Genomic DNA, 12,250 nt, shown 5'->3' with positions numbered 1-12,250 from the left:
CCTCACAGCGGACCCGGGAGGTGATCTCGCGCTCCTTGCGGCCGCTCTTCTCCCAGCCCGCGATCCACTCGCCGTACGGGGAGTCGTGGCCGTGCTCGGTGAGGTAGGCGTGCAGGGCACGGATCCGGCCCATCGGGAAGCCGTGGTTGTAGTACAGCTTTGACGGCTGCCAGGGCTCGCCCGCCTCCGGGTACGCGTCCGGGTCACCGGCGGCGTCGAAGGCCAGCATGGAGATCTTGTGGGTCATGATGTGGTCCGGGTGCGGGTAGCCGCCGTTCTCGTCGTACGTCGTGATGACGTGCGGCCGGAACTCGCGGATCAGCTTCACCAGCGGCGCCGCCGCCTCGGCCACGTCCTGGAGGGCGAAGCAGCCCTCCGGGAGCGGCGGCAGCGGGTCCCCCTCCGGCAGGCCGGAGTCGACGAAGCCCAGCCAGGCCTGCTTGACACCCAGAATCTCGCGGGCCGCGTCCATCTCCTTGGCGCGTACCTCGTGAATGTTCGCCTCGATGAACGGGTCACCCTGGAGCTTCGGGTTCAGGATGGATCCGCGCTCCCCGCCCGTGCAGGTGGCGACCAGGACGTCCACGCCCTGGGAGACGTACATGGCCATGGTGGCCGCACCCTTGCTGGACTCGTCGTCCGGGTGCGCGTGCACCGCCATCAGTCGCAACTGCTCAGTCAACGCCTGGTTCCTTCCGGGAATATCCGGTTCGTCGGGCCGACTCCCCCGCCGCCTCCGGCGCGGACGGGCCCCTCCTATAGTGACTGACTGAAGGGCTCGTCCATTCCCTCCGTCGGCCGACCGCCCCTCGTCGAAAGGACCGAGCCCGCCATGACCTCAAGCCCTACGCCCACCCAGGTTCTTCCCGAGGGCCGCTACAGCCGCCGCAGCGACCGGGAGGCCGACCGCCGGCTGCGGATCGCCGCCGTCGTCTGCGGGGTGCTCTTCCTCGGCCTGGTGGCCTGGCTCGGCGGGTCGTACCTGCTGCGGGCGACGGTACTGAACGGCTCGGTCCCGACCTTCCAGCCGGTCTCCGCGCACGAGGTGCAGCTCCAGCTGTCGGTGCACAAGAACGACGGCACCGGCGGGGTCTGCACGGTCCGTTCCCAGGGCAAGGACGGCAGCGTGGTCGGCCAGTACGACTTCCCGGTACCGGCCGCGGGCAGCAGCTACACCCAGGTGGTCGCCCTGAAGACCACCGACTGGGGCACCACCGCCGAACTCCTCGGGTGCACTCCCGCCAAGTAGCGCGGGTCCCGGCGGGCCCGGCAGCGAGGGGCCGGAGCGGGGCGCCGAAAGTCCCCGGCCGAGGCATACTCGCCGGTCCGGACGGGAATCCGTCCCGCAGGCTCGGTCCTGGCCTCTCCCACTCGGGATCGGAAGTTGTTAGGCTCGTGGTTTCGCCCCTTCCGCGCCGGACGGCCCGGGAGCGGGCGTTGCTTTGTAGTACGACCGCCCCACCTTTTCCAGATACGACGGCACCACCCCTGCTGACGACCAACCCTCAGCACAGCCCAGCACCGACGAGGAGCACCCGTGACCCAGACCAGCGAGAACGTGACCTGGCTCACTCAGTCCGGCTACGACCAGCTCAAGGCCGAGCTGGAGCACCTGACCGGCCCCTGGCGCATCGAGATCGCCCAGAAGATCGAGGCCGCGCGTGAGGAAGGTGACCTCAAGGAGAACGCCGGCTACCACGCGGCCAAGGAGGAGCAGGGCAAGCAGGAGCTGCGCATCCGCCAGCTCACCCAGCTCCTGGAGCGCGCCAAGGTCGGCGAGGCCCCCGCGGACTCCGACGTGGTGGCCCCCGGCATGGTTGTGACCGTCGCCTTCGACGGCGACCTGGACGACACCATGGTCTTCCTGCTCGGCTCCCGCGAGGTGGTCGGCGACGACCTGGAGATCTACTCGCCGCAGTCTCCGCTCGGCCGCGCCATCGACGGCAAGAAGGTCGGCGACGACGCGAGCTACGAGCTGCCGAACGGCAAGCAGGCCGGCGTGAAGATCGTCGAGGTCAAGCCGTACAACGGCTGATCCGACCCCTGCGGACACCAGAGCGGCCGTGCCCCTTCGAGGGGCACGGCCGCTTCGGCGTTCCTGCCGGGCGGCCCGCGGCCGTCCCCGGTGGCGGTCAGCCGGCCGCCGAGCGGTACTTGCGGACCGAGAGCCAGGAGAACGCCACCATGATGACCAGCGACCAGGCGACCGAGACCAGCGCGGCGTGCTGCATCGGCCAGGCCGGGTCCACCGGGCCGACCTGGTTGCCGAAGAAGTCACGGGCGGCCTGCACGGTGGCACTGAACGGGTTCCAGTACGCCACCGTCTGCAGCCAGCCCGGCATGCTGGTGATCGGCACGAAGGCGTTGGAGATGAAGGTCAGCGGGAAGAGCCAGATCAGACCGGCCGAGGTGGCCGCCTCCGGGCTGCGGACCGAGAGGCCTATCAGTGCGCCGATCCAGGAGAAGGCGTAGCCGAGCAGCAGCAGCAACCCGAAGCCGGCCAGCGCCCGCAGCAGGCCGTCGTGGATCCGCCAGCCGACCAGCAGCGCGACCGCGGCCAGCACCAGCAGGGTGAACGCGGTCTGGCAGAGGTCGGCGAGGGTCCGGCCGACCAGCACCGCCGAGCGGGCCATCGGCAGCGAGCGGAACCGGTCGACCAGGCCCTTGGTCATGTCCTCCGCGATACCGGCGGAGGCACCGGCCACCGCGAAGGTGACGGTCTGGGCGAAGATGCCCGCCATCAGGAACTGGGTGTACGTGGAGGAGCTGGCGTGCGTCCCGGGGATCTGGATCGCGCCGCCCATGACGTACGAGAACAGCAGGACGAACATCACCGGCTGCATCAGCCCGAAGACCACGATCTCGGGAATCCGGGTCATGCGTCGCAGATTGCGCTTGGCGACCACCCAGGAGTCGTGCAGGGTGGCGGCGATACCGCGGCGCTGCGCGGGGACGGCGTGGCCGATGGCGTGTTCGGTGGCCGTGGTGCTGGTCATCTCAGGCGCCCTCTCCGTGGCTGTCTTCACGGGCCTGTCCCTTGCGGCCCTTGGCTGCGGGCTGCTGCTCGCCGTTCTCCCCGGCCTCGGCGGCGTGGCCGGTGAGGGAGAGGAAGACGTCGTCCAGGGTGGGGCGGCGCAGGCCGATGTCGTCGATCTCGATCGAACGGGCGTCCAGTTCGCGGATCACGTCGGCGAGGACCTTGGCGCCGCCGCTGACCGGAACGGTGATCCGGCGGGTGTTCTTCTCCACCGCCGGGTCGCCCTTGGCATAGGGGGTGAGGGCGGCGAGGGCCTCGGTGAGGTCGTCGCGCTCGTGCACCACGACCTCCACCCGCTCGCCGCCGATCTGCGCCTTGAGCTGGTCGGCGCTGCCACGGGCGATCACCCTGCCGTGGTCGACCACGGCGATGTCGTGGGCGAGGCGGTCGGCCTCCTCCAGGTACTGGGTGGTGAGCAGCAGGGTGGTGCCCTGCTCGACCAGGGTCTCGATGACCTCCCACAGTGCCAGCCGGTTGCGCGGGTCGAGGCCGGTGGTCGGCTCGTCCAGGAACATCACCGGCGGCCGGACCACCAGCGCGGCGGCGAGGTCGAGGCGGCGGCGCATACCGCCGGAGTAGGTCTTGGCGGTGCGGTCCATGGCCTCGGTGAGGTTGAACCACTCCAGCAGCTCCAGTGCCCTGGCCTTCGCGTCGCGGGAGCTCATCTGGTAGAGCTCGCCGACCATCTGGAGGTTCTCACGGCCCGTCAGGTACTCGTCCACGGCGGCGTACTGGCCGGAGAGGCCGATCAGGCTGCGCACCTGGTTGGGGTGCTTGAGCACGTCCACCCCGGCGACCGTGGCCCGACCCGAGTCGGGCCGGAGCAGCGTGGTGAGGACGCGGACGGTGGTGGTCTTCCCGGCTCCGTTGGGACCGAGCAGGCCGAGCACCGTGCCTTCGGGAACGTCCAGGCTGACGCCGTCCAGGGCGCGGACGTTCCCGAAGGTCTTGACCAGGTTCTCGGCTTGGATGGCTGGCGCCATGGGCCTGCCTCATCTCCTGTAGCGATTCGTGCGTTCTGTCTGTTATGACCCGAAAAGGCTGCCTGGCCCGCCGGGGCGCAAACGCGATACATCGCGAGAATGGCAGATTGCGATATATCGCGTCAAGGCTCGGACCTCCGGCATGACGACATGCCGTGAAGCCGTGATCTCAAATCCTGCCAGCCACCACTGACAGCACCTGTCGGACAGTCGACGCCCGCCCGGCTACTGGGTGACGACGTACCCCGCGTCACCCAGCTCGCTGACCACCAGGGCGCAGTGCCCGGGACCCTTGGTCTCCAGATGCAGGTCCACCTCGACCTCGGCCAGTCCGAGCCTGGGGTCGATCCGCACGTGCGCCACGTCCAGCACGTTGGCGTCCACCCGGGTCAGCACCGCCAGCAGATCCGCCAGCGAGCCCGGCTTGTCGGCGAGGCGGACCCGCAGCGAGAGGTAGCGGCCGGCGGCCGCGAGGCCGTGCCGCAGCACCCGCTGCATCAGCTGCGGGTCGATGTTGCCGCCGGACAGCACCGCGACCACCGGGCCCTGGAAGCTCTCCGGCTGCTCCAGCATCGCCGCGATCGGGCTGGCTCCGGCCGGTTCGACGACCATCTTGAGCCGTTCCAGACTGAGCAGCAGGGCCCGCGAGAGCGCCTCCTCGGAGACCGTACGGATGCCGTCCGCCAGGGTGTTGACCACCTCGAACGGGATGTCACCGGGGCGGCCGACCATGATCCCGTCGGCCATCGTGCCGAAGTGGTCCAGTGTGACCGGCCGCCCGGCGGCCAGCGAGGGCGGATACGCGGCGGCCGCGGCCGCCTGAACGCCGATCACCTGGACGTCGGGTCTCAGCGGCTTGACCGCAGCCGCGATCCCGGCGATCAGGCCGCCGCCGCCCACCCCGACCAGGATGGTGCGCACCTCCGGGCACTGCTCCAGGATCTCCAGGCCGACCGTGGCCTGCCCGGTGACGATGTCCCAGTGGTCGAACGGGTGGATGAAGACCGCGCCGGTCGCCTCCGAGTACCGCCGCGCGGCCTGCAGCGCCTCGTCCACGGTGGCGCCGTGCAGCCGCACCTCCGCGCCGTACTCCCGGGTGGCGGCGACCTTCGGCAGCGGGGCGGCGACCGGCATGAACACGGTGGAGCGCACCCCCAGCAGGGAGGCCGCCAGCGCCACGCCCTGCGCGTGGTTGCCCGCACTGGCCGCGACCACCCCGCCGGCGCGCTGCACCGGCGAGAGCCCGGCGATCCGCACGTACGCGCCGCGCAGCTTGAACGAACCGGTGCGCTGGAGGTTCTCGCACTTGAGGTGCACCGGGGAGCCGATCAGCGCGGACAGGTGCCGGCTGCTCTCCATCGGGGTGACCCGGGCGACCCCGGCGAGCATCTTGTGCGCACCGCGGACGTCGTCCGTGGTGATCGGCCAACTCTGCATGCGGCCAGTCTCGCAGGCCACGGCCGGGCGGCGCCCGCCACCGAGCTGCCCGGCCGACCCCTCGGGGTGCGGGGAACCGCGCGACCGGCGCTCCGCAGAGCCGCCCGGCCGCCCGTGAAGCGGCTCCCCGCACCCGGGCGGGGACTCAGCCCAGCGCCTGCTCGAGGTCGGCGAGCAGGTCGTCGATCGACTCGATGCCGACCGAGACGCGGACCAGGTCCGCGGGGACCTCCAGGGCGGAGCCCGCCACCGAGGCGTGGGTCATCCGGCCGGGGTGCTCGATCAGCGACTCCACCCCGCCCAGCGACTCGCCGAGGGTGAACAGCCGGGCGCGGTTGCAGACCTCGACCGCCGCCTCCTCACCGCCGACGACCCGGAACGAGACCATGCCGCCGAAGGCCTTCATCTGCTTGGCGGCGATGTCGTGGCCCGGGTGCTCGGCCAGGCCCGGGTAGAGCACCTGGGAGACCTTGGGGTGGCGGCTCAGCAGCTCGACGATCTTCTCGGCGTTGGAGCTGTGCCGGTCCATCCGGACGCCCAGCGTCTTGATGCCGCGCATCACCAGCCAGGCGTCGAACGGGCCGGAGACCGCGCCCATCGCGTTCTGGTGGTAGGCCAGCTGCTCGCCGAGCTCCGCGTCGGCCGCGACCAGCGCGCCGCCGACCACGTCCGAGTGCCCGCCCATGTACTTGGTGGTGGAGTGCACCACCACGTCCGCGCCGAGCGCGATCGGCTGCTGCAGGTACGGGCTGGCGAAGGTGTTGTCGACCACCAGCAGCGCGCCCGCGCCGTGCGCGATCTCGGCCAGGCCGGTCAGGTCGGCGATGCCGAGCAGCGGGTTGGAGGGCGTCTCCACCCAGACGGCCTTGGTGTTCGGACGCAGTGCCGCCCGCACGGTGGCCAGGTCCTGCATGTTGGCGACGTCGAACTCCACGCCCCAGCGGGTCAGCACCTTGGCGAACAGGCGGAAGGTGCCGCCGTACGCGTCGTTGGGGATGACGATGTGGTCGCCCGGCTGCAGCACGGTGCGCAGCAGGGTGTCCTCGGCGGCGAGGCCGGAGGCGAAGGCCAGGCCGCGGCTGCCGCCCTCCAGCGCCGCGAGGCACTCCTCGAGCGCGGTCCGAGTGGGGTTGGCGGAGCGGCTGTACTCGTAGCCGCCGCGGAGGCCGCCGACACCGTCCTGCTTGTAGGTGGACACCTGGTAGATCGGCGTGACGACGGCCCCGGTCTGGGGATCTGCTTCCTGACCCGCGTGGATGGCAAGAGTCTCGAAGCCCTGGGGAAGCTGGTGCTCGGTCATACCGGTGAGCCTAGTGCTCTCTCGGAGCGCCACTCGGCAAACCGGTCGGACAGCGTCAGTCCTCGTCGGTCCTCGGCCGGTGTCCGGTCCCGCCGCGCCGCTACGACCCCCGGGCCCGGAATCCCGCCGGGGTGCGGGACGTTGCACCAGGGGCCACCCGCCCGTCCCGGCCCGCCGCCCACCGGCGGGCGCGGCCCTGGAGTCACCTGGAGCAGGCCTTGCTGTTCAACCGCCACAAGAACGCCCTGGTCAACGCCGAGCAGGCGCTGCCCGGCCGGGACGTCGCGCCGTCCGCGCTCACCGAACCGCACACCGTGCTCGGCACCCCGCTCACCGGTCCGTACCCGGCCGGTCTCGAGGTCGCCGACTTCGGGCTCGGCTGTTTCTGGGGCGCCGAGCGGAAGTTCTGGCAGCTGTCCGGTGTCTGGACCACCCTGGTCGGCTACCAGGGCGGCCACACCGCCAACCCCACGTACGAGGAGGTGTGCTCCGGGCTGACCGGGCACACCGAGGTGGTCAGGGTGGTCTTCGACCCGGCCGTGGTCTCGTACGAGACGCTGCTCAAGACCTTCTGGGAGTCCCACGACCCCACCCAGGGCTTCCGGCAGGGCAACGACCACGGCACCCAGTACCGCTCCGCCGTCTACACCCACTCCGCTGCCCAGCTCGCCACCGCCGAGGCCTCCCGGGGCGCCTTCCAGCCCGCCCTCACCGCCATCGGCCTGGGCGCCATCACCACCGAGATCCTCCCGGCCGGCCCGTTCTACGCCGCCGAGCCCTACCACCAGCAGTACCTCTCCGACGCCAAGAACCCGAACGGCTACTGCGGCCTCGGCGGCACCGGAGCCAGCTGCCCGATCGGCGTCGCCAAGGCGGACGGCTGACCTCGGCCGCCCACCCCGGCGGCTGATCCGGGGCGGCCGCCTCAAGTCCTGCGGCGGGCGGACGTCAGGTCGCGGAGCGCGCCGGGGAGCCGACGGCCGTCCTGCGGTCCTCGGCGAACTGCTTGAGGCGGTCGAAGTCGAACCCCGACCGGTTGAACATCAGGACCGCCTCCCTGGACAGCCCGTCGGCGATCAGCTCCCGGATCTGGTCCTCGGTCAGCGGAGCGGCCGGGGCGGGCCTGGTGGTCCCGCTCCCGCCGGAGCGACCGTGGCCGCCGGGGAAGCCGGCCAGGCCGGGGTCGGCGCCCGCGGTCAGGGCGTCGAAGACGTCGAGCAGGTCCGACGCCGTGAAGGTCGCGGCTCCGCTCGGGGCCTGGGGAGCGGGGCCGTCCTCGGCGAAGGAGAGCTTCAGCCGCAGCCGGGCGTCGGCAGCCGAGTCGTCCAGCAGCTGGGCCAGATCGAAGCCGACCGAGGAGACCGTCCCGTCCTTCACGAAGACGTCGAGCCCGGCCCGGTGGCTCGGGACGTCCACCGGGAGCCGGTCCAGCAGCCTGGACCGGGCGGGGAGGTCCTTGGTGAACGGCTTGAACGAGGCCAGCAGGTCGTTGACCAGCGCGCGCAGCGGAGCGGAGACCACCAGGTGCCGGACGCCGTCCTGGCTGCCCCGGTCCGCGAAGTCGAGCTCGCGCGTGAGGACTTCCTTCAGCGCCTGGCCGGCGTCCCGCGAGGCGCCGGCACCGAGCGAGGGCACCGGGGCGGGCAGACCGCGGCGCCCGGATGCGCCCGGTCGGCCGCCGAGCGCCTCAAGTCCCTTGGTGTCGAAGGCGACCCACTTGTTCGCCAGCACGGCCTCGGCCAGGCCGAGACCGCCCGGAACGCCGTCCACGACGTCGTGGTACTCCGCCGTGTCGGCGCCGAAGAGCCTGGCCAGGCCCTCGGTGTCGGCCTTGAGGAAGGCCGTGCCGCCGACCTTGCGAGCCTCGGCGTAGGACCTGCCGTCCTTGCCGGTCAGCCGGTACGCGTAGTCGAGGCCCGACGCGGTGGTGAGCCCGTTGCCATCGGCCGCGCCCTCGCCCTGCCGGGCGGAGTCCAGCTCCTTCAGCGGCTTGTCCGCGTGGAAGGAGTAACCGAAGGTCAGCCCTGCCAGGCCCTCGGCCTGCGTCCGCGACAGCGGTTCGTCGGTGTGCGCCGCCCGGTCGAAGGCGAGAATCTGGTCCGCGGTCGCGTCCAGCGACAGCTCGCCGTTCAGCGAACTGGCTTCGCCCAACTGCGCGAAGGCACGTGAAACCTGGTCGGCGGTGCCGAGTTGCCGCACGGAACTGCATCCGACCGGGCCGGTGGCGAGGAGGGCGGTACCGGCGACGGCGGCGAGGGCGGCACGACCGGCCCTGCGACGAACGGTGTTGATGGAAGTCTCCAGATTTCCGTATGCGAAAGACAAACCTGTGAAATCACAGGCATATTGCCTGCCCGTGCCTGGTTCTTTGCCGCAGCTAGGGGCGGAAACGACAGCGGCCTCGCAGGCTCCGGCGGAACCTGCGAGGCCGACGGCCGCAGAGCGGACCAGGCGTCAGTCCTAGCTCTCCATCATGTCCTTGAAGTCGTCGTAGGTCAGGCCGCTCTCGGCCATCAGGCGGATCGTCTCCTCGGAGACGCCGCCCGCCTTGGCCAGCTCCTTGACCTGGTCGTCGGTCAGCTTCGAACCCGTGGCCCTGGACGGGCCGCCGGTGCCACCGCCCTCACCAGAGCCGGAACCGGAACCGGAACCCGAGCCGGTACCCGCACCCGCACCGGGGCGGTGGCCGACACCGCCGCCCGCCTCGCCGATGCCGCCCATCAGGACGGCGGTCATGACGCCCTGGAAGTCGGCTGCGGTGAACTCGGTTGCGCCGGAGGGCGCCTGAGCAGCGGTGGCGTCCTTGCCGAAGGCGACCTTCACCGGCAGGTGGACGTCCTTACCGGCCTTCTCCGACAGCTGGGCGAGGTCGAAGGAGGCGGACGAGAGCGCCTTGTCCTTGAGGTAGAGGTCCAGGTCCAGCTTGCGGTCCGGAACCCCCGTCGGCGCCGCGGTCGGCAGACCGGCCAGGTTCGGAACGTCCTTGGCCAGCGGCCTGAACGCCTTCAGCAGGTCCTCGACCAGCCCGCGCGCGGGAGCGGAGACCACGATGTGGTCGGCGCCGTCCTTGGTGCCCTTGTCCTCGAAGGCGAGCCGCCGGGACAGGATGCCCTGGACGGACTTGCCGAGCTCCTGGGTGGTCCTGGCGTCCGGGGTCGGTGCGGGCGAAAGCACACCGCGGCCGGCGCCGGCGCCCTTGCCGATCTGCTCCATGGTCCTGGGGTCGAAGGAGATCCACTTGCCCGCCAGGGCGTCCTTGGCGGCCTTGGCGTCGGTCGGGAGCGAATCGGCCAGTTCGCCGATCGACGGCGCCTCCCCGCCGACCAGCTTGAGGAAGCCCTCGACGTCGAGCTTCGCGTACATCTTGGCGTTGACCTGGCGGACGTCCAGGTAGACCTTGCCGTCCTTGCCGGCCAGCGTGTACGAGAAGTTGAACGCCGGGTCCGAGTACATCGCGTTGTAGTCGCCCGAACCCTTGGCCTTCTTGAAGGAGTCGAGGTCCTTCAGCGGCTTGTCGGAGCTCAGCGAGAAGGCGAAGGTCAGCCCGGCGACGGCCTGGGCACTCTGCTGCTCCATCGGCTTCCCGGGGTCCACCGCCTTGTTGAAGGCGATGAGCTCCGCCGGGGTGGCGTCGACGGACAGCTCGACCTTCAGCGACTTGCCATCACCCAGCCCTTCGAAGGCGGTTGACACCTTGTCGGCGGCGCCGAGCTCCTTGACGGTGCCACAGGCGGCCAGTCCGGCGGCGAGCACGACGGTGCAGGCGATGGAGGCGAGGGCGGCGCGGCCGAACCCTCGGCGGGCGGTGTTGATGGGATGCTCCCCTGTCGAACCAGGCCCCCGGCACCGCAGTCGGGCGCGGCTAGGGGCATACGAAACCTCCCACAGATAAGCACGCATCCAACGCTCAGTCATGCGATTATCGCTTCACTAACCCCTCTTGACTCCGTGCATGGAACAGCCGGATCCGAGCGCTGTCACATGCACCACCGCCACCTCCGGATCCCCCGGCAGCTCCACCACCCGGGGCCCGGCTAGATCGCGCTGCCGGCCTTCCAGTCGGCCCAGGACATGTTCCAGCCGTTCAGGCCGTTGGTCGGATCGACCGTGCGGTCACCGGAGTTGACGACCTCGACCACGTCGCCGACCATCGAGCTCCGGAAGAACTTCGCGCCGTCGGTCCCCGCATCCCCCGCCCCCTTGACGTCCCGCAGGGCTATGCAGCCGTGGCTGGTGTTGGAGCGGCCGAACGCGGCGGCGGGCGACCAGTAGTTGCCGTGGATGAAGGTGCCCGAGGTGGTCAGGCGCTGGGCGTGCGGCACGTCCGGGATGTCGTACTCGTCGCCGAGGCCGACGGTCGAGGAGCTCATCCTGGTCTGCTGGTACTGCTCGGATATCACCAGCTTGCCCTCCCAGGTGCGGTGCTGGGGAGAGCCGCCGATGATCGGGTAGGTGGCGGTGACCTGTCCGTCGGTGGTGACGGTGAGGGTGTCGGCGCGGAGGTCGGCGACGCTGGTCTGGCTGCGGCCGACGGTGAAGCGCACGTCCCTGGACTGGGTGCCGTAGACGCCGTCCGCCCCCTCGACGTCCTTGAGCCGCAGTCTGAGGGTGACGCTGGCGCCCTTGGTCCAGTACGTCTCGGGGCGGAAGTCCAGCCGGGTGCTGGAGAACCAGTGCCCGACGACCTCGACGCCCGAGTCGGCGACCACGGTGATGGCCTGCTGGACGGCCTTGCGGTCGGTGACCGGCCTGCTGAACCGGATGGTGACCGGCATGCCGACACCGACGACCGAGCCGTCCTCGGGCGAGAAGTAGCCGACGAAGGTGTCGGCGGGGGTGGCGGTGGCGAAGCGGGTGTCGGAGTCCGCCTCCAGATCGTCGCCGTCGACGGCGACGGCCGAGAGCCGGTACCTGGCACCGCTGCCGAGCTGCCCGGTGGAGGTCCAGCCGGTGCCGTCGGAGGCCAGCCGGCCGGATATCTCCTCACCGGTCGAGTCGACGAGCTTGACCGAGGTGAGCCGGCCGTCGGCCACGGCGACCCTGACGGGCCGGCCGAAGGAGGCGTCGGTGGTGCCGTCGGCCGGGGAGACGGTGATCTTCGCAACCGAGGTCTTCGGGGTGGGTGTCGCACCGGCGCTCGCACCCCCGCCGCTGCCGCCACTGGCAGCGGCGCCGGCACTGTCACTGCCGGCTCCCGCACCGGTACCGCCTCCCGGGCCGGTCCTGTCGTTGCAGGCGGCGACCAGCAGGACCGGGGCACCGAGCAGCCCTGCGATGACGCCACGACGGGTCCAGCCGCCGGGGACGGGACGCTGCTGCTTCTCCGGTGCCGTCACTTCGCGATCTCCTGTTCGTCGGGGCGTTACGGACAAAACAACGCGATACAGGGCGAAGCGGTTCCGTCACTTAGTGGCTGAGATCGTATGAGATTACGCAAGATCGACTCAAGACCCCGCGATAACGGACAAAACCGCCCGCTCCGGGTGATCCGGA

General features: G+C 70.9%; 11 protein-coding genes. 3 read left to right on the top strand and 8 right to left on the bottom strand.

Going from position 1 to position 12,250, the window contains the following annotated elements:
• Nucleotides 1-682: mycothiol conjugate amidase Mca (mca, locus tag UK12_RS18645; RefSeq protein ID WP_045304163.1), on the bottom strand; the 682-nt coding region annotated here is incomplete at its 3' end.
• A gap of 150 nt (nt 683-832) precedes the next feature.
• Between mca and UK12_RS18640 the strand changes: the two genes are divergently transcribed.
• Entirely contained in the window at nt 833-1,249 is a 417-nt protein-coding gene (locus tag UK12_RS18640) for a DUF4307 domain-containing protein (protein WP_045304159.1), read from the top strand.
• 288 nt (nt 1,250-1,537) lie between these two features.
• The gene (greA, locus tag UK12_RS18635; RefSeq protein ID WP_045304158.1) at nt 1,538-2,035 is read left to right on the top strand and encodes a transcription elongation factor GreA; all 498 of its coding nucleotides are present in this window, start codon (nt 1,538-1,540) and stop codon (nt 2,033-2,035) included.
• A gap of 97 nt (nt 2,036-2,132) precedes the next feature.
• On the opposite strand, the gene UK12_RS18630 is transcribed toward greA, so the two are convergent.
• The 4 genes from UK12_RS18630 to UK12_RS18615 all read right to left on the bottom strand — a co-directional run bounded on the left by UK12_RS18630 (nt 2,133) and on the right by UK12_RS18615 (nt 6,757).
• Nucleotides 2,133-2,996, bottom strand: a complete 864-nt coding sequence (locus tag UK12_RS18630) for an ABC transporter permease (RefSeq protein WP_082119736.1) — start codon at nt 2,994-2,996, stop codon at nt 2,133-2,135.
• 1 nt (nt 2,997) lies between these two features.
• Entirely contained in the window at nt 2,998-4,020 is a 1,023-nt protein-coding gene (locus UK12_RS18625; RefSeq protein ID WP_045304157.1) for a daunorubicin resistance protein DrrA family ABC transporter ATP-binding protein, read from the bottom strand.
• A 225-nt stretch (nt 4,021-4,245) separates the two neighbouring features.
• On the bottom strand, nt 4,246-5,457 hold the full coding sequence (gene ilvA / locus UK12_RS18620; protein WP_045304156.1) for a threonine ammonia-lyase: 1,212 nt from the start codon (nt 5,455-5,457) through the stop codon (nt 4,246-4,248).
• 145 nt (nt 5,458-5,602) lie between these two features.
• Nucleotides 5,603-6,757 carry a cystathionine gamma-synthase gene (locus UK12_RS18615; protein WP_045304155.1) on the bottom strand — a complete coding sequence of 385 codons (1,155 nt, stop codon included), beginning with the start codon at nt 6,755-6,757 and terminating at the stop codon, nt 5,603-5,605.
• Nucleotides 6,758-6,975: 218 nt separating this feature from the next.
• Here UK12_RS18615 and msrA point away from each other — a divergent pair, with 218 nt between their 5' ends.
• Nucleotides 6,976-7,641 carry a peptide-methionine (S)-S-oxide reductase MsrA gene (gene msrA, locus UK12_RS18610; protein WP_045304154.1) on the top strand — a complete coding sequence of 222 codons (666 nt, stop codon included), beginning with the start codon at nt 6,976-6,978 and terminating at the stop codon, nt 7,639-7,641.
• 64 nt (nt 7,642-7,705) lie between these two features.
• On the opposite strand, the gene UK12_RS18605 is transcribed toward msrA, so the two are convergent.
• The 3 genes from UK12_RS18605 to UK12_RS18595 all read right to left on the bottom strand — a co-directional run bounded on the left by UK12_RS18605 (nt 7,706) and on the right by UK12_RS18595 (nt 12,093).
• Nucleotides 7,706-9,082 carry a hypothetical protein gene (locus UK12_RS18605; RefSeq protein ID WP_156178800.1) on the bottom strand — a complete coding sequence of 459 codons (1,377 nt, stop codon included), beginning with the start codon at nt 9,080-9,082 and terminating at the stop codon, nt 7,706-7,708.
• A gap of 135 nt (nt 9,083-9,217) precedes the next feature.
• Complete coding sequence (locus tag UK12_RS18600; RefSeq protein ID WP_045304152.1) at nt 9,218-10,510, bottom strand: hypothetical protein; 1,293 nt, start codon at nt 10,508-10,510, stop codon at nt 9,218-9,220.
• A gap of 281 nt (nt 10,511-10,791) precedes the next feature.
• Entirely contained in the window at nt 10,792-12,093 is a 1,302-nt protein-coding gene (locus UK12_RS18595) for a L,D-transpeptidase (protein WP_045304151.1), read from the bottom strand.
• Nucleotides 12,094-12,250 lie beyond the last annotated feature (157 nt).

Origin of the sequence: Saccharothrix sp. ST-888 (assembly GCF_000955975.1) — a bacterium.
GTDB lineage: Bacteria > Actinomycetota > Actinomycetes > Streptomycetales > Streptomycetaceae > Kitasatospora.
This window is presented reverse-complemented; position numbering and strand designations above follow the sequence as displayed.